Origin of the sequence: Ensifer sp. Root1252, assembly GCF_001425885.1 — a bacterium.
Classification (GTDB): Bacteria; Pseudomonadota; Alphaproteobacteria; order Rhizobiales; family Rhizobiaceae; genus Ensifer; species Ensifer canadensis.
The window spans coordinates 168,953-192,156 of sequence record NZ_LMDT01000034.1; the positions used below are offsets into that span (position 1 = coordinate 168,953).

General features: G+C 62.2%; 17 protein-coding genes and 2 pseudogenes. 9 read left to right on the top strand and 10 right to left on the bottom strand.

Translation table 11 applies throughout. The features are described from left to right. Nucleotides 1-21 precede the first annotated feature (21 nt). The 3 genes from ASD02_RS27600 to ASD02_RS27610 all read left to right on the top strand — a co-directional run bounded on the left by ASD02_RS27600 (nt 22) and on the right by ASD02_RS27610 (nt 3,871). The gene (locus ASD02_RS27600; protein ID WP_025426503.1) at nt 22-1,422 is read left to right on the top strand and encodes a multicopper oxidase family protein; all 1,401 of its coding nucleotides are present in this window, start codon (nt 22-24) and stop codon (nt 1,420-1,422) included. Nucleotides 1,423-1,500: 78 nt separating this feature from the next. After that, nucleotides 1,501-2,652: a ribonuclease D gene (gene rnd / locus ASD02_RS27605; RefSeq protein ID WP_038575996.1), complete on the top strand. Its 1,152-nt coding sequence runs from the start codon at nt 1,501-1,503 to the stop codon at nt 2,650-2,652. Between the two features lie 172 nt (nt 2,653-2,824). After that, nucleotides 2,825-3,871 carry an adenylate/guanylate cyclase domain-containing protein gene (locus ASD02_RS27610; RefSeq protein ID WP_025426502.1) on the top strand — a complete coding sequence of 349 codons (1,047 nt, stop codon included), beginning with the start codon at nt 2,825-2,827 and terminating at the stop codon, nt 3,869-3,871. Nucleotides 3,872-3,874: 3 nt separating this feature from the next. Here the strand turns inward: ASD02_RS27610 and ASD02_RS27615 are convergent, their stop codons facing one another. After that, on the bottom strand, nt 3,875-4,282 hold the full coding sequence (locus ASD02_RS27615) for a DUF2000 family protein (protein ID WP_057211443.1): 408 nt from the start codon (nt 4,280-4,282) through the stop codon (nt 3,875-3,877). On the opposite strand from ASD02_RS27615, the pseudogene ASD02_RS40060 reads away from it, so the two are divergent. The 3 genes and pseudogenes from ASD02_RS40060 to ASD02_RS27625 all read left to right on the top strand — a co-directional run. Further along, nucleotides 4,281-4,736 (top strand): annotated as a pseudogene (locus ASD02_RS40060) (AraC family ligand binding domain-containing protein); the annotation flags it as partial. The gene ASD02_RS27615 and the pseudogene ASD02_RS40060 overlap by 2 nt on opposite strands. Before the next feature lie 74 nt (nt 4,737-4,810). After that, nucleotides 4,811-5,176 (top strand): AraC family transcriptional regulator, encoded by a 366-nt coding sequence (locus ASD02_RS40065; RefSeq protein ID WP_239637567.1) that lies wholly within the window; start codon nt 4,811-4,813, stop codon nt 5,174-5,176. A gap of 206 nt (nt 5,177-5,382) precedes the next feature. Then, nucleotides 5,383-6,741 (top strand): esterase-like activity of phytase family protein, encoded by a 1,359-nt coding sequence (locus ASD02_RS27625; protein ID WP_025426500.1) that lies wholly within the window; start codon nt 5,383-5,385, stop codon nt 6,739-6,741. Between the two features lie 57 nt (nt 6,742-6,798). Here the strand turns inward: ASD02_RS27625 and ppx are convergent, their stop codons facing one another. The 4 genes from ppx to ASD02_RS27645 form a co-directional block, all read right to left on the bottom strand. After that, complete coding sequence (gene ppx / locus ASD02_RS27630; protein ID WP_025426499.1) at nt 6,799-8,322, bottom strand: exopolyphosphatase; 1,524 nt, start codon at nt 8,320-8,322, stop codon at nt 6,799-6,801. An 11-nt stretch (nt 8,323-8,333) separates the two neighbouring features. Beyond that, nucleotides 8,334-10,520, bottom strand: coding sequence for an RNA degradosome polyphosphate kinase (locus ASD02_RS27635; protein ID WP_057221477.1), 2,187 nt, complete (start codon nt 10,518-10,520; stop codon nt 8,334-8,336). A gap of 65 nt (nt 10,521-10,585) precedes the next feature. Continuing rightward, entirely contained in the window at nt 10,586-11,275 is a 690-nt protein-coding gene (gene hdaA / locus ASD02_RS27640) for a DnaA regulatory inactivator HdaA (protein WP_025426497.1), read from the bottom strand. Between the two features lie 27 nt (nt 11,276-11,302). Continuing rightward, nucleotides 11,303-12,424: an AI-2E family transporter gene (locus ASD02_RS27645; protein WP_038575993.1), complete on the bottom strand. Its 1,122-nt coding sequence runs from the start codon at nt 12,422-12,424 to the stop codon at nt 11,303-11,305. Between the two features lie 260 nt (nt 12,425-12,684). On the opposite strand from ASD02_RS27645, the gene purM reads away from it, so the two are divergent. Next, a complete protein-coding gene (gene purM / locus ASD02_RS27650; RefSeq protein WP_025426496.1) occupies nt 12,685-13,755 on the top strand; it encodes a phosphoribosylformylglycinamidine cyclo-ligase in 1,071 nt (356 codons plus the stop codon). Continuing rightward, on the top strand, nt 13,755-14,426 hold the full coding sequence (gene purN / locus ASD02_RS27655; protein ID WP_082555660.1) for a phosphoribosylglycinamide formyltransferase: 672 nt from the start codon (nt 13,755-13,757) through the stop codon (nt 14,424-14,426). The genes purM and purN overlap by 1 nt, the downstream gene beginning before the upstream one ends. A gap of 7 nt (nt 14,427-14,433) precedes the next feature. Here the strand turns inward: purN and ASD02_RS27660 are convergent, their stop codons facing one another. From ASD02_RS27660 to ASD02_RS27680, 5 genes and pseudogenes are all read right to left on the bottom strand, one after another. Continuing rightward, a complete protein-coding gene (locus ASD02_RS27660) occupies nt 14,434-15,819 on the bottom strand; it encodes an AcvB/VirJ family lysyl-phosphatidylglycerol hydrolase (protein WP_082555658.1) in 1,386 nt (461 codons plus the stop codon). Continuing rightward, on the bottom strand, nt 15,816-18,425 hold the full coding sequence (gene mprF, locus ASD02_RS27665) for a bifunctional lysylphosphatidylglycerol flippase/synthetase MprF (protein ID WP_057211446.1): 2,610 nt from the start codon (nt 18,423-18,425) through the stop codon (nt 15,816-15,818). Before mprF ends, ASD02_RS27660 begins: the two co-directional genes overlap by 4 nt. A gap of 103 nt (nt 18,426-18,528) precedes the next feature. Continuing rightward, entirely contained in the window at nt 18,529-19,125 is a 597-nt protein-coding gene (locus ASD02_RS27670) for an NUDIX domain-containing protein (RefSeq protein ID WP_025426492.1), read from the bottom strand. A gap of 51 nt (nt 19,126-19,176) precedes the next feature. Continuing rightward, a pseudogene (locus tag ASD02_RS27675) lies at nt 19,177-20,067 on the bottom strand (cation diffusion facilitator family transporter); the annotation flags it as partial. A gap of 21 nt (nt 20,068-20,088) precedes the next feature. Next, nucleotides 20,089-22,224, bottom strand: a complete 2,136-nt coding sequence (locus ASD02_RS27680; RefSeq protein ID WP_057221478.1) for a molybdopterin oxidoreductase family protein — start codon at nt 22,222-22,224, stop codon at nt 20,089-20,091. A gap of 69 nt (nt 22,225-22,293) precedes the next feature. Here ASD02_RS27680 and ASD02_RS27685 point away from each other — a divergent pair, with 69 nt between their 5' ends. Then, the gene (locus tag ASD02_RS27685; RefSeq protein ID WP_025426489.1) at nt 22,294-23,166 is read left to right on the top strand and encodes a 23S rRNA (adenine(2030)-N(6))-methyltransferase RlmJ; all 873 of its coding nucleotides are present in this window, start codon (nt 22,294-22,296) and stop codon (nt 23,164-23,166) included. The last annotated feature ends 38 nt before the right edge of the window (nt 23,167-23,204 follow it).

Sequence of the window (23,204 nt, forward strand, 5' to 3'; positions counted from 1 at the left end):
CCAGTTGCCGAGATTGCCAAAATGTCCCTGATCAGCCGCCGTACGTTCCTCCAGGGCTCTGCCGCTTTGGGAGGCGCCTTCGCATTCGGAGCCGGCATGGCGGCACGCGCCGGTGCGGCACCGGATCCGCAGGTCCTGACGGCACAGCTGACGCAGGCACAGATCGCCTCAGATGGCGTGACACCCAAGGTGATGACCTACGGGCTGGGCGATGCGACCACTAACGGCATGCCGCCTGTCTTGCGGATGCGCATGGGCGAGCCCTATGCCGCAAGACTGATCAACAAGCTCGACGAACCGACGACTGTCCACTGGCACGGACTTCGCATACCCAATGCCATGGACGGCGTGCCCGAGATGACCCAGCCCTATGTCTATCCGGGCGATCCCTTCGACTACATCTTCACGCCGCCGGATGCCGGCACCTTCTGGTATCACCCCCACTGCAATACGCTGACGCAGATGGGAAGCGGGCTGACCGGCGTCATCGTCGTCGAGAACCCGGATGATCCAGTATTCGACGCCGAGATCGTCTTGAACCTGCGCGACTGGCGGCTCGGCAAAGGCGGCGTTTTCATCGACCCGTTCAAACCGAGGGACGCTGCGCGCGGCGGCACCTACGGCACGGTTCGCACCGCAAACTGGCAGCAGGAGCCGAGCTACGACGCGCCGGCCGGCGGCCTCGTGCGGGTCCGTATCGCGGCGACGGATGTCACGCGGATATATACGGTCGGCCTGGAGGGGGCGGAGGCCATGGTCGTCGCGCTAGATGCAAATCCGGTCGACAAGCCCTTCCCGCTCGACCGCTACGACGTCGGCCCGGGCCAGCGCATCGACCTCGTCGTCAGGATGCCCGACAACGAAGGTGCGACGGTGAAGCTCGGCAATCTGCGTGGCTCGCATCCCTGGACGATCGCCAATTTCCGCGCAACGGGCCAATCCTTGAAGCGCGATATCCGCGATGTGGCTGCCCTTCCCGCCAATCCGATCGCCGAGGCGGACCTGTCGGTTGCCACTCGCGTTCCGATCGATCTGACGGCCACGGCAGAACACAAGGCGACGCCGTCGATCTGCGGCTCGCTCGGCTACACCTTCTGGGCAATCAACAAGGTACCGTGGCCGGGTGACACGCCCGATCCGATCGCGCCGATCGAGGAGATGAAGCTCGGCAAGAGCTATGTCCTGCAGATCGCCAATCGGACGCCGCATGCCCATCCGATCCACCTGCATGGCATGAGCTTCCGAATTCTCAATTCGAACAAGCGGACCTTCCTGCCACCACCGACGGACACCATCCTGCTTTTGCCCGACGAACAGGCGGAAATCGCGCTCGTCGCCGACAATCTTGGCGATTGGGTGTTCCATTGCCACATCATCGAGCACCAGAAGACCGGCATGACCGGTTATTTCAAGGTGGTTTGAGATTTTCGATTGTGACGGATGGCATGAAGGGCTACACGAAAAACCTAGCCGCATTTTTGCCACAGTGATTTAAATCCGATGATTGAAACAACCGCAGATCTAGAGGCCGCCTGCCAGCAGCTGGCCCGCTCAAGTTATATTACGATAGACACGGAATTCCTGCGTGAGACCACCTTCTGGCCAGAGCTTTGCCTGATCCAGATGGCAAACCCGGATATGGCCGTCATCGTCGACCCGATGGCCAAGGGCATCGATCTCACGCCGTTCTTCGCGTTGATGGCCAACCCCGACGTGATCAAGGTCTTCCATGCCGCGCGCCAGGATATCGAGATCATTTTCCATCTCGGCAATCTGATTCCGCATCCGATCTTCGACACCCAGGTTGCGGCCATGGTCTGCGGCTTCGGCGACAGCGTCTCCTATGACCAGCTCGTCAACCGCATCAAGGGCGAGCAGATCGACAAGTCCTCGCGCTTCACCGATTGGAGCCGGCGGCCGCTGACCGAGAAACAGCTCGATTACGCGCTGGCCGATGTCACGCATCTGCGCGACATCTATCAGTACCTGAATGCGCAGCTCGAGCGCGAAAGCCGCTCGCTATGGCTTTCCGAGGAAATGGCGATCCTCGAAGCCCGCGATACCTACGACCTGCACCCGGACGATGCCTGGCAGCGCCTGAAAATGCGCGTCAAGAAGCCGATCGAGCTTGCCGTGCTGCAGAAGGTCGCAGCCTGGCGTGAACGCGAGGCACGCAACCGCAACGTTCCGCGCGGGCGTATCATCAAGGACGATGCGATCTATGAAGTCGCGCAGCAGCAGCCGAAGGACACCGAGGCGCTGGCGCGGCTGCGAACCATTCCGAAGGGCTGGGAACGATCGAGCGCCGGGGCTGCGCTGATCGAGGCGGTCAACGAAGCGCTCGCCATCCCCAAGACCGACCTGCCACGGCTGCCGCGGCAGAGCCATACACCTGAAGGCGCAGCCGCCGCCACCGAAATGCTGAAGGTGCTGTTGAAGCTGATCGCCGAGAAGCAGGGCGTGGCTGCCAAGATCATCGCCAACAGCGAGGATCTCGACAAGATCGCCGCCGAGGGCGAGAACGCCGATGTCGGCGCGCTCAAGGGGTGGCGGCGCGAGCTGTTCGGCGATACGGCACTGAAATTGATCAATGGTGAAGTGGCTCTGCGCTTCGTCGACAAGAAGATCGAAGCGATGGAAATCGGTGACTGAAAAACGGACGGGCGGACAACAACTTTCCGCCCGAATCCGGCTCTAGCCAAGGCCCTGCAGCGGGACTGATTCGCAATCGCGTCGAGCAGACATCAGAGCGCTGACGCGTGACGCGACAACCAGGGTGTCCGACGCGTTTTTTCTTCGTTGTCCGGGTTCGAGGCTCTTCCGCATGCGCTGGCGTTTCTCCATGTTCGAGGGAATTTTGCTGCTGTTGATCGTCAGTAGCGCCGGCGCCATCTATGCGACGATCGCCTTCGACGGTGGCGGCGGATTGATCGGCGCCACGTACGCATTGTGCGTCTGCGTCCCGATCCTCGCCTTTGAACGGCGCATCATTCTCCGGCGTCTCAACCGCAAGATCCATTCCTATTCGACGCCCGCTTTCTTCCTCGCTTCGATCGCCGTCTATCTGGTGTTTATCGAGCTGGGCTACGGCGTCGCCGGCTTCCTGATGCAGATGAGCGGGCAAATAGACGCGGATTGGAAGGACGCGGTCGTCCCCTCAAGCACGGCGCTTCTGTTCGCCCTGGCGGTCTCGGGCTCGATCGTTTTCGCGCTTCGCGTGCGCGAACTGTTGGGCCGTGACGTGTTTCTGAGCCTTTTGACCGGGCGCTATCGCAAGCCGATGCAGGAGGAGCGCGTCTTCCTCTTCATCGATCTTGCCGGCTCCACCGCCTATGCCGAGCGATACGGCGATCTCAGGATGCAGGAATATCTCAGCAAGCTGTTTGCAACACTTGCCGACCCCGTACTGCGCTATCGCGGCGCGATCGACGACTATGTCGGCGACGCGGCCGTGATTACCTGGCCCTTCGACCGTGCTGTCAAAAACGCCGCCTGCGTGCACTGCGTTTTCGACATTCTCGAAGAGATCGAAGCCGGCGCCCACCGTTGGCGCAAGGAGTTCGGCGAGGTTCCGCGCCTACGGGCAGCGCTTCATGGCGGCACCATCGTCGCCGCGGAAATTGGCGTCGACAAACACAAGATCACCTATTTCGGCGACACGGTGAACACCACCGCTCGCCTCGAAGGCCTGTGCAAGTCACTGAACCATCAGGTGCTGATTTCCACCGACCTCGCCCGCAAGATGCGGCTGCCGCACTATGTCCGCGTGGAAGATCTTGGCGAGCACGCCGTGAAGGGACGCGGGCAGAAGCTCGGCGTCCTGGCGCTTCGGGCCGGGGGCACGCCTGCACCGCCAGTGGCTGTCAATTAGCCGTCAACCGTGCAGTTTTGCACCCTTGGTGATCTTGTCGACCAGCTTCTTGTCGGCATGAATGGCGATGCCGGCGACCTTCGCGCCGTCGGGTCGCGTTTCGGCGAAGACCGCGCGGTTGGCACTGTCGTGGCCGGTCGAAAACATCGCATCGACATAAACAGAGGTTTGTATTTCCCTTTCGATCGCACGGCGTTGAATATTGCCAAGCGTCGCACCATCTGCCGATAACACGATGATCGGCTGAACGCTCAGAGCGTTGTAGATGTGGCCGGCGCCGTCGCGATAGGGTTCGCCGATAATCGCCGGTTTCTGCCCGGCGATGCCGGTTGCCAGAAACGCGGTGACGTTCAGCTTCTGCCAGGTGGCCAGATCGTCGCGCAAAACGATCGCAAACTTGGTGTCGAACATGACGGGTATCTCCATTTCAGGACATCAGGGCGTGCCCAAGGAGGCCTTAACCGAGGACGCAGCGATCAATCTTGAACGATTGTGCGGATCGCCGGGCGATGGCATCCGCGTCGCGGCACCGGTGGACGGCATAGAGCGCATCGAGGCCCGGCTGCACGGCAAGGTCTTCGAGCCGCATCGCCACGACACCTATGCGCTTGGCGTGACGCTTGGCGGCATCCAGACCTTCCAGTATCGTGGCGAGAGCCGCTACAGCACGCCTGGAAGCATCATCATCATTCACCCCGACGAACTGCACGATGGCGGCGCGGGCACGGAAGCGACGCTTCGCTACAGGATGATGTATCTGCAGCCGGAGCGATTGATCGCGGCGCTTGGCGACAGTGGCGGCGCCTTGCCCATCATAGCCGCCCCGGTTGTTGGTGACGTGGCCCTGCGCCAGGCGATCGGCGAGGCCGTCATGGATCTCGACGGCGGTAATGACGAACTCGCGCTCGACGACATTCTTACACGCATTGCAGAAGGCTTGTGCCGCCATGCCGGCACGACAAGCAAGGCTGCCGGCAGGTCGGCCAAGCGGGCGGTTTCGAGGCGACGGACTATCTCAAAGCCAACCTCGATCGCCCGGTCGGCTCGCAGGAACTCGAGGCCGTCAGCGGCCTTGATCGCTTCACCCTCGCCCGCCAGTTCCGCAAGGTTCTCGGCACCAGCCCGCACCGCTACCTTCTGATGCGGCGGCTGGAGCAGGCGCGCCGGATGATTGCCGCCGGTCACAGCCTGGCAGGTGCCGCGCTCGAAACCGGCTTTGCCGACCAGGCCCATTTCACCCGCCATTTCAAACGTGCCTACGGTGTAACGCCCGGGCGCTGGGCGAGCCTGGCGCTCGCCGGCTGAAGCACCGGCGCCGCTGGGTCGTTGCGGCCCGGAACCAGTGTCCGGTCACGCGCAACAATTCGAACTCGGTGAGTTTCTCCCCTCGGGCGCAGCGCCTTTCGTCTGTCATCAAAGCTTCACCAGCCTGTAAGCCAAGCATCACCCAACCGTCATCAAAGCCGCCTATCGGGTTCCCGTACTTTGGCATCCAACCCACGGTGACTTTCATGACCAAAACGCTTCTCGCCGCTGCGGCGCTCACACTTTTGATGACGACGACCGTCCTGGCCGAGGAAAAGGCCTTTCCCGCAACCCTGAAGGCACATGCGATCCTACCGGCAAACACGATCCTGGCAGCACCGTCCGACGCACCGGAATACCTGAAGACATCGGGCAAATTCACCACGGCGGACCGCAAGCGCGCTGACGCGCTCGGCACCGTGCCCGGCAAGGATGGCGTGCGCCCGACCGGCCTTTCACTGCCGTTCAACGGCCAGCCGATGCAGGGCTTCTCCGGCATTAGGGCCATGGAAGACGGCACCTTCTGGAGCCTTTCCGACAACGGCTTCGGCAACAAGCTGAACTCAACCGATGCCATGCTGATGCTGCACCACGTGAAGATGGACTGGGACGCCGGCAAGGTCGAGGCGCTGAAAACACTGTTCCTCACCGACCCGGACCGCAAGGCCCCCTTCCCGATCGTCATGGAAGGTTCCGACAAGCGCTACCTGACCGGCGCTGACTTCGACGTTGAGTCGATCCAGCCGGTCGCCGACGGCTTCTGGGTCGGGGAAGAATTCGGTCCCTATATCCTGAAATTCGATGTCGACGGCAAGCTGACCGACGTCATCGCGACAACAGTTGACGGCAAGCCGGTTATGTCGCCCGACAATCCGACCCTGACACTGCAGGGCGATCCGTCGAAGAAGACACCCGCCTTCAACCTGAAGCGCTCCGGCGGCTATGAAGGCATGGCACTGTCGAAGGACGGCTCCAAGCTCTACGGTCTGCTCGAAGGGCCGATCTGGACCGACAGCGAAACCGTGGAACAGGCCGATGGCCGTCCGACACTACGCGTCATCGAACTCGATGTCGCAGCCAAGGCCTGGACGGGCCGCAGCTGGCTCTATCCGCTGGCCGAAGGCGGCGAGGCAATCGGCGACTTCAACATGCTCGACGACAAGACGGCACTGGTGATCGAACGCGACAACGGCGCGGGCACGCTCGACAAGGCCTGCGCCGATCCGAAGGATCCGAAGCCGGATTGCTTTGCCGTCGGCTCGAAGGTGAAACGTGTCTACAAGATTGCCTTCGATGACAGCAATGTCGGCAAGGCCGTCCGCAAGATCGGTTACATCGACCTCCTGAAGATCGCCGACCCCGACAACAAGAAGCGCCAGGGCGGTGGTGACGGCTATTACGACATGCCGTTCGTGACGATCGAAAACGTCGATCGCGTCGATGACACGCACATCATCGTCGGCAATGACAACAACCTGCCGTTCTCGGCCGGCCGGGCGCTTGATAAGGCCGACGACAACGAGTTCGTTCTGCTCGAAGTCGGCGAATTCTTGAAAGCCGAATAATCAAAAAAGGGCGCGCGGATTTGCGTGCGCGCCCCTTCGTCAAAGATCTGAGTGCGTTCAGCTCTCGAACTGGAACGCCAATCTTCTGCCGGTCAGCTTGCCGAGCTGCTGCAGCCGTCCGTCGAGGCGCTCGCCGGCAAATTCCGAATAGGCCGCAGGCACGACGATCTCCAGATCGACATCCGGCAGGGACGATTTGCGGAAGGTCAGATTCCTCGCCACGCCCGGCATCGACGCCGAGAACAGATAGGCGACGCGCAGCAGGCCGCCGAGCAGTTTCGCCAGTTCCAGCAGTCGCGGCGTGGTAATGCCGGTCAGTGCGCCGGTCGCGCCATCGTCGTTCAGGCCTTCGAAGCGATAGTAGTTGGCGAGCGCGATATAGGCCCGCCCCGCATGGGTGATGCCGGAGAAGGTCGAGTGGGCGATGATGTTCAGCGCCTGCAGACCGCGATAGTCCGGATGGGCGCGCCAGCTGATATCGGCGAGCAGGCAGGCAGCCTGGCGATAGCGGCTTTCCTCTTCGGTTTCCTCGACGCCGAAGAACGGCACCATGCGGCCGGTCCAGTCGGCAAGTTCGCGGGCATGCTCGGGGGAACGCGCCCGCAGGATGGCGATTTCGCCGGCGGCGGTCAGCAGCGGATCCTGCGCACGCTCGCTCTCGTTCAGCAGAGAGAAGAGATAGCCTTCGCGCACGCCGAGCGCCGAGAACGAAATCCGCTCCGGCTTCATGATCGACAGTGCTTCCTGCATCGCGATCGCGCCAAAGGGAAGCAGGCTGCGGCGGCTTTTGGAGATCGTCGCATAGGCCGATGGCTTGATGTTCCTCGGCTCGATCACCTCCGGCAGCAGCGCCATCGCCTCGTCGTAGGAGATCTCGTAGCCTTGCATCATATGCAGCGGATAGTTTCGGATTTCCATGTGCAGCTTGGCGATCGAGCGCCAGGTGCCGCCGACGGCATAAAAGGTGCGGCCGGTGCCGGTCTTCAGCACCGGCGAGCTTTTCATGAATTTGCGCACCCAGGTGCGAGCCTTCGGCAGCGAGCCGCCGCTATGCTCGAAGAGGCGGATACCCCCGAGCGGCAGGGTGATGCCCTTGCCGATCTTTGTGCCGCTGACCTCGACAAGTTCCAGCGAGCCACCGCCAAGGTCACCGACCACTCCATCAGGGTCGTGATAGCCGCTGACGATGCCCATGGCGGAGAAATAGGCTTCCTCTTCGCCGGTGAGGATGCGCACCTTGTGGCCGAGGATCGCCTCGGCCTTCTCGATGAAGGCAGGTCCGTTGCTCGCCTCGCGAGCGGCTGCGGTGGCCAGAACATACATGGAGGTCGCACGCGCCTGCTGCGACAGCGCATGAAAGCGATGCAGCGCCCGGAGAGCGCGCTCGACGCTCTCCTCGTCCATGCGTCCGGTGGCATCGATGCCCTTGCCCAGACCGCACATGACCTTCTCGTTGAACAGCATGGCCGGAGCGCGGCTCAGGCCTTCGTAGACGACAAGGCGAATGGAGTTGGAGCCGATATCCACAACGGAAACCGGGCGGATGCCGGGCAGACGCCCCTGCGCTTCAGATTCGACCATGCAATTCCGTTTTACTTGTGCCAGCTGCTCTTCCAGCCGGCAATCAGCTTCGGTGCACTGGACTTCAGGGCTTCACCCCGGCCGGAGAGGCTGGGATTGGTCATGAAATAGTGCTGCGCGTTGAAAGGTTCGGCGTCCTTGCCGACTTCCATCCGGCGAGACGTACCGTCGGGAAGAATTTCGTAGCTCTGCTGGTTATCGATGAGATTGCCCAGCATGATCTGCGAAAGTACCTGTTCGTGCACAGTCCGGTTGATAAGAGGCACAAGCGTCTCAACCCGCCGGTCCAGATTTCGCGGCATCATATCCGCCGAGCCGATATAGACAAGCGCATTCTCCGATGGAAGGCCGTGACCGTTGCCGAAGCAGAATATGCGGGAATGTTCAAGGAATCTGCCGACGATGGACTTGACACGAATATTGTCGGACAGCCCCGGCACCTGCGGCCTCAGGCAGCAGATGCCGCGTACCACCAGGTCGACTTCAGCCCCGGCACGGCTTGCCTTGTAGAGCGCGTCTATGATTTCCGGATCGACGAGCGAGTTCATCTTCATCCAGATCGCCGCAGGCCGGCCGGCCTTGGCGTGCTCGATCTCCTCCTCGATATGCTTGAGGATGCGGGGGCGAAGCGTGTGCGGCGAAACCGCCAGCTTCATGCCGGCTTCCGGCTCGCCGTAACCGGTGATGAAGTTGAAGATGTTCGCCATGTCATGGGCGATGACCGGGTTGCAGGTGAAGAATGACAGGTCAGTGTAGATCTTCGCCGTGACCGGATGGTAGTTGCCGGTGCCGAGGTGGCAATAGGTGCGCAACCGGCCCTCTTCGCGACGCACCACCATCGACATCTTGGCATGGGTCTTGAGTTCGATGAACCCGAAGACCACCTGCACGCCGGCGCGCTCCAGGTCGCGCGCCCAGCGGATGTTGGCTTCCTCATCGAAGCGGGCCTTCAGTTCGACCAGCGCCGTCACGGACTTTCCGGCTTCGGCAGCGTCGACAAGCGCGCGCACAATCGGACTGTCGTTCGAGGTACGGTAGAGCGTCTGCTTGATGGCGACCACTTCCGGATCGCGCGCCGCTTGCAGCAGGAACTGCACCACGACGTCGAAGGACTCATAGGGGTGGTGGACCACCATGTCCTTTTCGCGGATCGCGGCAAAACAATCGCCGGCGTGTTCGCGCACGCGCTCGGGGAAGCGCGGATTGTAAGGTTCAAAGCGCAGATCGTCGCGCGGCGCCTTGGTGATTTCCGACAGCGTGTTCAGCGCCAGAAGCCCCGGCAAAACGGCGACGCGGTTTTCCGGAACGCTGAGTTCTTGAACGACGAACTGGCGCAGCGAAGCGGGCATTTCCGAATCGAGCTCGATGCGGATCACCGATCCGCGACGACGACGCTTCAGCGCCGTTTCGAAGAAGCGCACCAGATCTTCGGCCTCTTCTTCGACTTCGATATCGCTGTCTCTGATGATGCGGAACGTGCCCGAGCCCTTGACCTCGTAGCCTGGGAACAGCCGTTCGATGAACTGACTGACCATGTCTTCGAGCGTGATGTAGCGGATGACGTTCTTGAAATCGGGCAGGCGGATGAAGCGGTCGAGCGCCACCGGCAGGCGCAAGAGCGCCGTCATTGGCTCACGGCCGGTCTTGCTGACGAGCTGCAGGCCCATCGAGAACCCGAGGTTCGGGATGAACGGGAACGGATGCGCCGGGTCGATCGACAGCGGCGTCAGCACCGGAAAGATCGCCTGGTCGAATTCGTTGGCAAGCCAGCTTTTGTCCTGCGCCGACAAGGACGCCGGGCGGACGATGAGGATATCTTCCTTGGCCAGATACTGCTGCAGGACGGCGAGCGACGCCTGCTGCTCCATCTGCAGGTTGTCGATTTCCTTGAGGATGTCTTCGAGCTGTTCGGCCGGCGTCTTGCCATCAGGCGACCGCATGGCGAGCCCCTGCCGCACCTGGCCCTCGAGGCCGGCGACGCGCACCATGAAGAACTCATCAAGGTTGGCGGCCGAAATCGACAGAAAGCGGACACGCTCCAGGAGCGGATGCGCCGTGTTCAGGGTCTCCTCAAGCACGCGGCGATTGAATTGCAGCCACGAAAATTCGCGATTGATGAACCGTTCCGGGCTGGAGAGCAGGTCTAGCTCCTCCACGGCCTGTTTGTTCTCATTCACCGCAGACGTCGCATTATCCATTACCGGTCAGACCCCATTTCTTCGCATGCAGGAACTATAACAGTTTGACGACGGAACTGTGACAATCAATCGGAATGGCGTTGATTTCCAAGCTCTTCCAGGACTTCGGCGGCAAGCGATCGGGTCAGCTTGACGCCGCGGGCGAGTGCCAGCCTGTCGATGCGTTCGACGATCGTCTGGGCAGCCTCGAGCGAGCGTTCCATGCGCTGGACGATATAGCCGACGAGCCTTTCGTCGATGAAAAGCTGGCGATCGGCAAAGAGCTTGATCAATACCTGCGTCAACAACTCATCGTCGGGCTCGCCGATCTCGACGACGGTTGCTGCTTTCAGGCGCGAGCGCAGGTCCGGAAGAACGACCGGCCAGGACATCGGCCACAGGCGCGAGGTCATCAAGAGGCCCGTGCCATGCTGGCGAACGCTGTTGATGACATGAAACAGGGTGGTGTCGTCGAACCCCTGACGGTCGGCATCCTCGAACAGCACAGGACCGTTGGCGGCGATCAACGCCACATCCGAGTCCGCAACCGGGTGGATCGCCCGCGCGCCCGCCCTCTCCTTCCAGATGCTGGCGAGATGCGATTTTCCGGAACCGATCGGGCCGGCGATGATGACAACCGGCGACGGCCAGTCTGGCCAGTGATCGACGATCGCGATCGCCGCGCTCAACCGATCGGAAACGAGCAGATCCTCACGACCCGTTGCCGGGTCGTGGTCGAATGCCAGAGGCAGTTGTTCGAAGGGACGTTTTGTCATGCTGTACTCGGGACAAGGATGGGACTATCAGCCGGGCTGACTGCCCTTTGCCTTCTTCGCCGCGACCTTTCCATGCCCATGGTAGAGATCGCTATCAAGGTATCGCTGGATGCCGAAGCGAACAAGCACGCCGATGGCGGCGGCCGCGGGAACCGCAACCAGAAGCCCGACGAAACCGAAGAGGGCACCGAAGGCAAGAAGCGCGAACATCAGCCAGACCGGATGCAGGCCGACGCTCTTGCCCACCAGCTTGGGCTGCAGGATGTTGCCTTCGAGGAACTGGCCGCTGAAGAAGATGGCAGCGACAAGCCCGATCCAGAGATAATCGGGCCAGAACTGTACAAGCGCGACGCCGACGGCCAGCACCAGACCGACCATCGATCCGACATAGGGGATAAAGCTGATCATGCCGGCAAAGAGGCCGATCAGCAGGCCGAAATTGAGACCGACGAGCGACAGGCCGATGCCATAGTAAAGGCCGAGGATGATGCAGAGCGAGCCCTGGCCGCGAACGAATCCGGCGATCGTCGTGTTCATGTCCCGGGCGATCTGGCGGACGACGCTGACATAGTCGCGCGGAACCCAGCTATCGACCCGGTTGACCATCCGGTCCCAGTCGAGCAGCAGATAGAAGGCGACGACCGGCGTGATCACGAACAGCGACAGAATGTCGAGCAGCGCCATGCCAGAGTTCCAGAGCTGCTGGAACAACGTGCCGAGGAAGCTCGCGCCCTGCTCCAAAAGCTTGGCTGAATTCTGCTTGATCGCCGTCATCTGGTCCGCCAGCCATTGTGGCAGCAGCGTCGACTGGCTGTCGGTCAACAGCGCCTGCAGCTTGGAGATGTAACCGGGCATCTTCTGAATGAAGTCGGCGGCCTGGGTGAAGATCACCGGGATGATGATCATCAGCGACAGGGCGAAGATCACCACGAAGCCGATGAGGATCACCACCGTCGCCATCAGCCGACTGAGGCCGAGGCGCTCAAGGCGGTCGGCGACCGGGTCGAGGAAATAGGCCAGTGCCATGCCCGCGAGGAACGGCAGCAGGATCGAGCTGAAAACCATCAGGAAGGCGATGAAGGCGGCGAGCACCAGCAGCCAGAAGATAACCTGGCGCTGTAGTCCCGAACCGCTGACTTTTATGTCCATGGTGTTCCCCGTAACACGCCAAGCATGCCTTTACCGCATCATATTCTGTATGAGGAGATAGGTGGCGTGGCGCGCACCGGTCAAGTCCGCGTGCTTCTCAGCCCGGTAAATTGAACCCTCCATACCGTTCTTGCCGGTGGGATATGGGCAAAATGTTGAAAAAAGGCCGAGAAGGCAGGCTGTCGGCTTGCACTCCCTTGCCCATCGTGCCAATCGCATCCGCAAAATACCTGTCGCGCGACCAGCCTTGGAGAACCAGCATGAGCCAGTCGGGAAAGAACGGCCTCACCTACAGTGACGCAGGCGTGGATATCGATGCCGGCAATCTGATGGTGGAGAAAATCAAGCCGCATGTGCGCTCGACCCGGCGCCCGGGTGCCGACGGCGAGATCGGCGGCTTCGGCGGCCTGTTCGACCTGAAGGCCGCCGGTTTCACCGACCCGGTGCTCGTTGCCGCCAATGACGGTGTCGGCACCAAGCTCAAGATTGCCATCGACGCCAACAAGCACGACACCGTTGGCATCGACCTCGTTGCCATGTGCGTCAACGACCTGGTGGTCCAGGGTGCCGAGCCGCTGTTCTTCCTCGACTATTTCGCCACGGGCAAGCTCGATCCCGATCAGGGTGCCGCAATCGTTGCCGGCATTGCCGCCGGGTGCCGCCAATCCGGTTGCGCATTGATCGGTGGCGAGACAGCGGAAATGCCGGGCATGTATTCCGGAGGCGACTATGACCTTGCCGGCTTCGCTGTCGGTGCGGCCGAACGCGGCCAGCTGCTTCCAGCGGGTGACATTGGTGAAGGCGACGTCATCCTCGGCCTTGCATCGTCAGGCGTTCACTCCAACGGTTACTCTCTCGTTCGCAAGATCGTCGCGCTGTCGGGTCTTGCCTGGGATGCACCTGCCCCGTTTGGTGAAGGCACGCTTGCCGATCTCCTGATGACGCCGACGCGCATCTATGTGAAGCCGCTCCTGAAGGCGATCCGCGAAACCGGCTCGATCAAGGCGCTGGCGCATATCACCGGCGGCGGGTTCCCCGAGAACATTCCGCGCGTGCTGCCGAAGCATCTTGCAGCCGAGATCGATCTCGACGCCATCAAGGCGCCGAAGGTCTTCTCCTGGCTTGCCCAGACCGGCGGCGTCGCGGCCAACGAAATGCTGCGCACGTTCAACTGCGGCGTCGGCATGATCGCCGTCGTTCCGGCGGAAAAGGCGCAGGACGTTGCAGCCGTGCTGGAAGCCGAGGGCGAAACCGTCTTCACGCTCGGCCGCATGGTTGCCCGCGCCGAAGGCGCGCATGGCACGATCTACAAGGGCAGCCTCGCCCTATGATGAACGACGTGACGGCAGGCAGGAAAAAAGTCGTCGTCTTGATCTCGGGCGGCGGCTCCAACTTGCTTTCGCTGGCCAAAGCTGCCGCCGAGCCTGGTTTTCCGGCCGAGATCGTCGCAGTGATTGCCGACAAGGCCGATGCCGGAGGCCTTGCCAAGGCTGCAGCGCTCGGCATCCCAACCTATGCGTTCCTTCGCAAGGATTTCGACAGCAAGGATGCGCACGAGGCGGCGGTCCTTGCCGAACTCGAGCGGCTGTCTCCCGATATTATCTGCCTTGCCGGCTATATGCGGCTGTTGTCGGCGAACTTCATCCAGCGCCACGAAGGCCGGATCATCAACATTCATCCGTCGCTTCTGCCGCTCTTTCCGGGTCTCCACACCCATCAGCGCGCCATTGACGCCGGCGTGAAAGTGGCGGGATGTACGGTGCATTTCGTCACCGAGGGCATGGATGAGGGTCCGATCGTCGCGCAGGCGGTCGTACCGGTTGTCGACGGCGACACGGCCGACACCCTTGCCGCTCGCGTGCTGACGGTCGAGCACCGCACCTATCCGATGGCGCTCAGGCTGCTGGCGGAAGGCAAAGCCTGGATGGAAGACGGACGGGTCGTCACGCAGGGCATCAGTCCCGTGCCCGCGTCTTCAACTCTGATTTCGCCGGCCGTATAAACCACCACTACTTTGCCGAAGCCAACCGCCGGTCGAGCGCGTCGAGCACACGCCGGGTCAAGGCGGGATAGTCCTCGTCGAAATGGTGACCGCCTTCGATCGCGACGACATCGACGCCCGCGCCCTTCAGGTCAGGGCAGGCGTCGTCTTCTTCCTCGGTGCCGTGAATGCACTGCACCAAAGAGGGGTCGATGTGCTTGATATCGTCGAGCGGATCGCCGCCATCGCCCTGCCCGGCCGCGCCGAGCCAGCCAAGCACCGAAATCTTGTAGTCGACCTGATGCGATAGCGCCATCAGCGTGACCTGCCGCACATGGGCGCGCTCTGCGGGCGGGAGCAGATTGAAAGTGCGTGGCAGGATATCGGCACCGAAGGAGTAACCGATCAAGAGAACATTGCGGACGTTCCAGCGCTTGCGATAGTAGCTCATCACCTTGGCGAGATCGTCGGCCGTCGCCTGCGGTTCGCGCTCGGACCAGAAATAACGCAGAGAATCGATGCCGACGACAGGGACACCTTGCTGCTGCAGGACGTCTCCGACCTGCTTGTCGATATCGCGCCAGCCGCCATCGCCGGAATAGATCACCGCCATGGTGTCGCGTGTCGGCTTGGTATCGAGCACCGTCAGGGGCAAGCCGAATGGATTGTCTGCCGCGCTCTCGCTGTCGATCAGATCCGTCAGATGACCTGATAGCGCCGCATAGGCTTCGTCGTTGCTGTCTTCCTGCGTGATATCAGGGTGTTTTTCGATGAGTTTAGCCACATGGCTTCGGCCGTCGTCGGATGCCGTCGGCGTAAAGACGACGGAGATCAGGTCCGGCAGGGCACCGTCCGTCAGGCCGTACACCATGCGATCGGCCTTCAAGGTCTTCTCCGCCGGCGTGCAGAGCTGCTTCGTCAGCGCAACGCCTTCCTCCGGATCGACCGCAAGCGTCTGGCCGATGGTCGCAGCCGGCGTCTGTGCGGCGATGGCCAGCGCCATGGCCCCGCCCGCTCCGACCCCGGCCACAATCGGCGGGAGGTAGGCATCGCTCTTGAGGACGCGCTGGACCTGCTGGCTCAACGCTTCGATATCCGACACCGTGTAGATGCAGTCGCCGTCGTCCTTGGCGAGCGAGGCAAGATAGGCCTTGAGGTCGATACCGATGACGACCGCCTTGTCGTCGACAAGGGCGCGAGCGACCGCATCTTCCTTGTCGCTCCAGCCATCCGCATTGGACAGCAGAACAACAAGGGCGGATGCCTTGTCCTTCGGGACGAGGATATGGGGTGCCGGGATCATGCCGGTGTCGTAGGTCGCCGCCGTCTCCTGCCCTAAAGCCGGTGCAACCGTCGCGATGGCGAGAAGGGCGGCACCTGCCAGAGGCTTCCAGATCATCGGGATCCGCATCATTTCTTCATCACTCCCTTGAGGCCGCCGCCGATCAGGAATGTTACATCCATCAAGGCAAGGATCGGATTGATGCCGCCGCTCGCCACGAGATAGCGCGGCTGCCAATGGGGGTGGAACTTCGACTTGAAGGCGCGAAGTCCCTTGAAATTGTAGAAGCGTTCGCCGTGCTCGAAGAAGGTTCGCCCTGCCCGATCCCAGACCGGCGCGATCTGGCGCGAGGACATACCAGACAGCGGCGCCATGCCAAGATTGAAGGTCCGGTACCCCTCGGCCTTCAGATATTCCATCACCTTCGCGAACAGGAAATCCATCGATCCCTTGGGGGCATCCGGCGAGAAGCGCATGAGATCGACGGTGCCTTCCTGCTTGGTTGCCGTCACCAGGATATTGGCGAAGGCGACGATCCGTCCCTCGTAGGTGAGGATCGCGACCGGCTGTTCGGCCAGATACTCAGGATCGAAAGCCCCAAGCGAAAAACCCTTTTCCTTGGCATTGTGATGGGCAAGCCATGCATCGGAAATCGCCGTCAATTCGCCCATGATCGCCGGAACGTCTGCTGGAGCCACCATTTTGAACTCCAGCCCGTCGCGCTGGGCGCGGCTGACCTGCTGGCGCAGATTGGCCCACTTGCCGCCCTTCATCTCGAAACGGGCGAGATCGACATGGGCGAGCTCGCCGAGCCTGAAGGCGCGAAGTCCCGCATCGGCATAGTAGGCGAGCCCAAGTGGCGAAACCTGATAGAACACCGCGCGGCAGCCGCTGGCGCGGGCCCTCTCGAAGAACTGCCAGATCAGTTCCGGCCAGGCATCGACCGGCCCCACCGGGTCGAACAGCGCGATCCACGAGCGGGCGCGCTGGCCATACATGATGAAGGCGCGACCATCGGCGGAAAACATCAGGCTCTTGTCTCCCATGCGCACCAGATTGGCATCGGACATGTCCTGCGCCTCGACGATCGCCAATGCCCGCTCCATGGCATCGTCGGTTGCCGGCTCCGCGCCTGAGGCCGCCGGGCGCATCAGGCTCCAGATGGCAACAGCGCTGGCGCCGATCGTCACACCCAGAAGCGCACGCAGGCCGCGCGGCGCCTCGGCAGAGAATTCGAACTGCCACCAGAGTTCATGGCTGTATTCGACGTCGCGATAGACGAACAGCAGGACGACCAGCCCACCCAGGCAGATCACCCCGAGTGCCGTCAACCACGGCAGCGTCAGCGCCTGGCCGAAGAGCGAAGCCGGCCGAACAAACAGACGGCGGCTGGCGAGGAGACCGACGAGAAAGAAGGCAAGCATGCCGGCCTCGACCAGCGCGATCGCCTTGATCAGCGAAAGCAGCAGTGCGGCAACGGCGATTGCGACCGACGCCCACCAGGCGCCATCGAGCCGCTGTGCGAGCCCGCGCGAGACGATGACGAGCGCAAGGCCGAGCAAGCTTGCCAGAAAGTGCGCGCCCTCGACGATCGGCAGCGGCAGCAGACCCTCGAGGAAGGCGAGATTCTCATCCGGCGTCGGCGTGACGCTCGACAGCACCAGCATGATCGCCAGCACGATGCCGAGTGTTGCCAGGAGAAGCGGCGTGATACGGCCGCCGATACGGCGCACGCTGGAGGCGACGGGATGGCCGGAAAGCTGACGAAGCTCGGTGCCGATGACAACCGCGATCGCGATCAGCAGCGGCAGCACGTGATAAATGACACGGTAGAGAACCAGCGCACCGAGGATCGTGTCGACATCGGCGCTGTGACCGAGCGTGGCGATGATGATCGTCTCGAAGACGCCGAGCCCGGCCGGAACATGGCTGAGAACGCCGATACCGACGGCAAGCGAATAGATCGCCAGGAAGGCGGGCCAACCGATTGTGCCCGCCGGAAGCAGCACGTAGAGCACCGTCGCCGATGCCGCCAGATCCAGCGCCGTGACGAGGAACTGGCGCGAGGAGGTGCGCGAATCCGGCAGGCGCAGTGTGAAGCGCCCGAGGCTGACCTCATGACCGTCACGCGCCTTGACGAAGACAGCGAGCACGACGCCGAGAATGGCAACCGCGATCATCCGCAGCCAGAAGGGGTTAAGACCCGTCAAGGGCGCCACATATTCGCCGACGGCGAGCAGGCTCAGGCACGTGACCGTCAAAAGCCCAAGGCCGAAGGCGAGCGTCACGAAGGCGATGATCCGGGCGATGTTTTCCGGCTCGATGCCCAGCCGCGAATAGGACCGGTAGCGGATGGCGCCGCCACTCAAGGCGCCAAAGCCGGCCGTGTTGCCGACCGCATAGGCGCAGGCCGCCGTCAACGCGACATCGGCATAGGGCAGCTTGCGCCTGACGTAATCAAGCGCGCCGACATCGTAGAAGGTGAGCGCGAAAAAGCTCAAGGCGGTGAAGAACACCGCCGCGGCGACAGAGGTCCAGCTGGTATCTGCAAGCGCCTGGACCACGTCGCCGTACTGCACTTCGGAGGTCAGATGAAAGATCGCCAACCCGAAGAGGGCGATCACCAGCAATGTCGCAAGTGCCTGCAGATAGCGCCGGTTACGGCGCAGAAAGGGTCTCCATCCTACCTCGATCTGCTGATCGTCGTTGGCTGCACGTTCCGTAAGGGAGGACGTCATGGGTTGCCCATGTCATTGATGAAGACATCAGCGCTGTAGCCTACCCGAGAACGATCAAAAAGTGAAATATCCGTAATGTATTGTTCTCTTATAAAACAAGGTCTTATGCCGTGAGCTTGCCGCGGTTCAGCTGGGCCCACTGCAGCAGCATGATGGTTTTGGCATCGCAGATCTCGCCGGTCGCGATCATGGCGACCGCTTCATCAAAGGGAATTTCGAGAACCTCGATATCCTCGCCCTCATGCGCCAGGCCGCCGCCATCACCGGCCTTTTCTGTGACATCAACAAGCCCAACGAAGAAGCTGGTGCGCTCGGTGAGCGCGCCGGGGCTCATATAGGCATCGAAGAGGTGAGTGGCCTTGTCGACATGGTAGCCGGTCTCCTCCAGCACCTCACGGCAGATCGCGACTTCAGGCGTATCGTCGTCGAGCAGGCCGGCCGGCGCTTCGATCATATAGGCGGGATCGCCCTGCAGCAGCACCGGCACGCGCAGCTGGCGGACGAGCACGACGCTCTCACGCCTCGGATCGAACAGCAGGATGGTCGCGGCGCTGCCGTGATCATGCACTTCACGCGTGAGCGTCGCCGTGCCGCCGCCTGACATGTCCTGCTCAAGGGTGATTTCTTCCAGATGAATGAAACCGTCCGAGAGCGTGCGCCGCTCGATGATCCTGACACGGGGATCGTGGTGGTTCGTCATGGCGGGGTCCTTGGTCGGGAGAGGAAAGGATGTGGTCGCAGTCGACCGTCAGTGAATGTGTTCCGAAGGGGCGCAGCTTTCGCGTTCCATCTGCAAGGTCGTGTGGTGCAGGTCGAACTCGTCGCGCAACCGTTGTTCGATCGCACGCCGCACCGTCTCGCCGTCGGCCTCTTCCGCCAGAACGACATGCGCCGTCAGCGACGGCTGGCTCTGGGTGATCGCCCAGAGATGCAGATCATGCACCGAGGCAACGTCGGGCACGGTCGTGATTGCCGCATGGATATCGGCCAGGCGCATGCCAGGCGGCACGCCTTCCAGCAGAATGTTGACGCAGTCCTTCAGCAGCACCCAGGTGCGCGGAAAAACCATGAAGCCGATACCAACGGCGAGCAACGAATCGACCCATTGCCAGCCGGTAAACCAGATGATCGCCGCGCCTGTTATCACCGCCAGCGACCCGAGCATGTCCGACCAGACCTCGAGATAGGCGCCCTTGACGTTGAGGCTCTCGTCCTTGTGGCTGGTCAGAAGCCGCATGGAGATCAGGTTGACGACAAGACCGATGACGGCAATCAGCAGCATGCCGCCCGACTGGATTTCCTGCGGCAGCGACAGGCGCTGCCAGGCCTCGTAGAGAATGTAAAAGGCGACGGCGAGCAGCAGCAGGGCGTTGAAGGCCGCCGCGAGAATCTCGAAGCGGGCATAGCCGTAGGTGCGCAGCAGATCCGACGGCCGGCGGCCGACATGGATGGCGACCAGCGCGATGGCCAATGCCGCCGCGTCGGTCAGCATATGCATCGCATCCGAGATCAGCGCCAGGCTGCCGGTCAGAATGCCGCCGACGACCTCGGCCAGCATGAAGCCGCCCGTCAGCCCGAGCGCACCCCAGAGACGCGAGACTGGCGTGTTGCTGACATCCGCATGTTGATGGTCGCCGCTCATGAAGGCATCCGGTGGCTAGAGTCAGGGTGCCGGTTTCACCCAGACCCTGTTGTCATGGAAAGCCGCGCCGCCATAGGGCGCAACTGCATCGGCGCCAGTAAGCACATTGATGCCCTCCCCGTCGAGATGGGCGCCGTTCGGCCACAGGCCTTCAGCGATCACCACGCCGCGCCGCGCGCCGCCGCCGACCACCACATGCAGGCGCACTTCGCCGCGTTGGTTGCCGAGCTTGACGATATCACCGTCGCCGACGCCAAGTGAGGCGGCGTCATCCGCATGCATCATTACCATCGGGCGGACTTCCTTCTGGATCGACGACGGGGTCTCGGCGAAGGTCGAATTGAGGAAAGAGCGCGCCGGCGAGGTAGCGAGACGGAAGGGGTGTTTCGCATCCGTGACCTCGATCAGGTCGACATGATCAGGGAACTCAGGCAGTGCCGCATGCGGCCCCTGCAGACCCATCGACTTCGGGGGACGGTTCGGCGCCGGCGTGCCGGTCCAGTCCGCCTTGAAGCGGAATTTGCCGTCGGGATGACCGAAGCCCTTGAGATAATGCGCGTCCTCGAACGCCGGCTGACAGTCGAGCCACTTCTCGCGCTTCATCTCGTCATAGCCGATGCCGTAGTTGGCAAGCAGCCGGTCGAGATGCTGGCGCTCGCTCAACCCAAAGCCGGCATGATCGGCGACGCCGAGGCGCCTCGCCAGTTCCTCAATGACGAAGAGATTGGTGCGCACGGTCGATGGCGGCTCCACCACCTTCGGCCCAATCAGGATGTGTTGATGGCCGCCGCCGCGATAAAGGTCGTCATGTTCCAGGAACATCGTCGCCGGCAGCACGACATCCGCAAGCTGCGCCGTGTCGGTCATGAACTGTTCGTGCACCGCGACAAACAGGTCGTCCCGCAGGAACCCGCGTTTCACCAGCCTTTGTTCCGGGGCGACGTTCACCGGATTGGTGTTCTGGATCAACATCGCCGTCACCGGGCCGCCATGGCGCAGCGCCTCGGCATCGCCGGTCAGCACCCGCCCGATCTGCGACTGGTCGAGCATGCGCACATCAGGATCGTGGAATGCGGTGCCGACAAGCTCACGCTTGTCGAGCTTGAAGATGTCGTTGTTGGAATGAAACGCCCCGCCGCCTTCGTGCTTCCACGATCCAAGAACCGTGGCAACGGAGGCGGCTGCATGGATCGCCACCGATCCGTTGCGCTGGCGGGTAAAGCCGTAACCGAGGCGGAAAAAGCTCTTCGGCGTCGTGCCGACGAGTTTCGCGAACGCCTCGATCTCCTGGACGGACAGACCGGTGATCGCCGACGCCCATTCGGGGCTGCGCGACTTCAGATGCGTTTCGAGCCCGGTCGGGTCATCGGCGAATTCGGCCATGTAGGCGCGGTCGGCATAACCGTCGCGGAAGGCGACATGCATCACCGCGCAGGCGAGCGCCGCATCCGTGCCCGGTCTCAGCACCAGGCCCATATCGGCCTGCTTGACCGTGGGATTGTCGTAGATGTCGATGACGACGATCTTGGCGCCGCGATCCTTGCGGGCCTTCACCGCGTGGGTCATGACGTTGACCTGGGTGGCGACCGCGTTTGTCCCCCAGATCACCACGCAGTCGGACTTCGCCATCTCGCGCGGGTCGGGGCCGCGCAGCGAGCCGGTTGCCATCGAGAAACCGGTCCAGGCCATATTGGTGCAGATCGAGCCGAAGAAGCCGGAATAGCGCTTGGCGTGGCGCAACCTGTCGATGGAATCGCGTTGCACTTGCCCCATGGTACCGGCGTAGAAATAGGGCCAGATGGCTTCGGCCCCATGCTTCTGCTCGGCCCTGACGAACTGGTCGGCGATCTCGTCGAGTGCCGCCTCCCAGGAAATCTCCTGCCAGTTGCCGCTGCCCTTCGCTCCGGCGCGCCGCTGTGGCACCATCAGCCGGTCAGGATGATAGATGCGCTCGGAATAGCGCGCGACCTTGGCGCAGATGACGCCAGCGGTGTATGTGTTGGCGGCGGCACCGCGCACGCGGCCGATGCGGCCTTCGGCCGTCAGGTCCACTTCCAGCGCGCAAGCCGAGGGACAGTCGTGCGGACAGACGGAGTGGCCGATCGACTTTTCTGCTTTGATGGGGGTCGCAACGTTCATGGCTTTTCTATATGGCATCGACAATCGGGCTCAAAGAGCCAAACGCGCATCCATCGAAACAATTGATCACAGCCATCGGCGGCCCTCATGAACTATCGGCATATCTATCACGCGGGCAATTTCGCCGATGTTCTCAAGCATGCGGTGCTGGCACGGCTCGTCACCTATCTCCAGCAAAAGGAGAAGGCGTTCCGGGTTCTCGACACCCATGCCGGCATCGGTCTCTACGATCTGTCGAGCGAAGAAGCGCAGAAGACCGGCGAGTGGCGCGACGGCATCGGCCGGCTGCTCGAGGGTGATCTGCCAGCGCCGGTCGCAGCTATTCTCGAACCCTATCTGGCGACCGTTCGCGAGCTCAACACCGGTTCGGAGCTGACGCGTTATCCCGGCTCTCCGAAGCTGGTTCGCATGCTTTTTCGCCCGCAGGACCGTCTGTCGGCGATGGAATTGCACCCTGATGACTACGAGACGCTGCACCGGCTCTTCGACGGCGACTTCCAGAGCCGGATCACCGAGCTTGACGGCTGGCTGGCGCTTGGCGCTCACCTGCCGCCCAAGGAAAAGCGCGGCCTCATCCTGGTCGACCCGCCCTTCGAGATCGAGGGAGAATACGAACGGCTCGCCGACGGCCTCGCCAGGGGTTATCGACGCTTTGCCGGCGGCACCTTCTGCCTGTGGTACCCCCTGAAGAAGAATGCGCCGATCAAGGCCTTCCATGAGGCACTCAAGGCGCTCAACATCCCGAAAATGCTCTGCGCCGAGCTTGCCGTGCGCAGCGACCGCGACACCACGGGATTGTCGGGTTCGGGCCTGATCATCGTCAACCCACCCTTCACGCTCAAGAGTGAACTCGACGTGCTGTTGCCCTTCTTGAAAACCCGGCTCGGACAAGACCGTTTCGCTTCGGCACGCTGCTTCTGGCTGCGTGGGGAAGAAGCAGCAACTCGGGGCCTTGACTGAAAGGCTCTTAAAGCCGCAATCTTGCGAGACGATCCAGG

Bases quoted from the DNA above. Each gene is read 5' to 3' on its own strand.
- ASD02_RS27685 (WP_025426489.1), top strand. From the start codon at position 22,294: ATGAACTATCGGCATATCTATCACGCGGGCAATTTCGCCGATGTTCTC.
- mprF (WP_057211446.1), bottom strand. From the start codon at position 18,425: ATGACGTCCTCCCTTACGGAACGTGCAGCCAACGACGATCAGCAGATC.
- ASD02_RS27625 (WP_025426500.1), top strand. From the start codon at position 5,383: ATGACCAAAACGCTTCTCGCCGCTGCGGCGCTCACACTTTTGATGACG.
- purN (WP_082555660.1), top strand. From the start codon at position 13,755: ATGAACGACGTGACGGCAGGCAGGAAAAAAGTCGTCGTCTTGATCTCG.
- ASD02_RS27680 (WP_057221478.1), bottom strand. From the start codon at position 22,224: ATGCCATATAGAAAAGCCATGAACGTTGCGACCCCCATCAAAGCAGAA.
- ASD02_RS27670 (WP_025426492.1), bottom strand. From the start codon at position 19,125: ATGACGAACCACCACGATCCCCGTGTCAGGATCATCGAGCGGCGCACG.
- ASD02_RS27660 (WP_082555658.1), bottom strand. From the start codon at position 15,819: ATGATGCGGATCCCGATGATCTGGAAGCCTCTGGCAGGTGCCGCCCTT.
- ASD02_RS27615 (WP_057211443.1), bottom strand. From the start codon at position 4,282: ATGTTCGACACCAAGTTTGCGATCGTTTTGCGCGACGATCTGGCCACC.
- rnd (WP_038575996.1), top strand. From the start codon at position 1,501: ATGATTGAAACAACCGCAGATCTAGAGGCCGCCTGCCAGCAGCTGGCC.
- ASD02_RS27600 (WP_025426503.1), top strand. From the start codon at position 22: ATGTCCCTGATCAGCCGCCGTACGTTCCTCCAGGGCTCTGCCGCTTTG.
- ppx (WP_025426499.1), bottom strand. From the start codon at position 8,322: ATGGTCGAATCTGAAGCGCAGGGGCGTCTGCCCGGCATCCGCCCGGTT.
- purM (WP_025426496.1), top strand. From the start codon at position 12,685: ATGAGCCAGTCGGGAAAGAACGGCCTCACCTACAGTGACGCAGGCGTG.
- ASD02_RS27635 (WP_057221477.1), bottom strand. From the start codon at position 10,520: ATGGATAATGCGACGTCTGCGGTGAATGAGAACAAACAGGCCGTGGAG.
- hdaA (WP_025426497.1), bottom strand. From the start codon at position 11,275: ATGACAAAACGTCCCTTCGAACAACTGCCTCTGGCATTCGACCACGAC.
- ASD02_RS27645 (WP_038575993.1), bottom strand. From the start codon at position 12,424: ATGGACATAAAAGTCAGCGGTTCGGGACTACAGCGCCAGGTTATCTTC.
- ASD02_RS27610 (WP_025426502.1), top strand. From the start codon at position 2,825: ATGCGCTGGCGTTTCTCCATGTTCGAGGGAATTTTGCTGCTGTTGATC.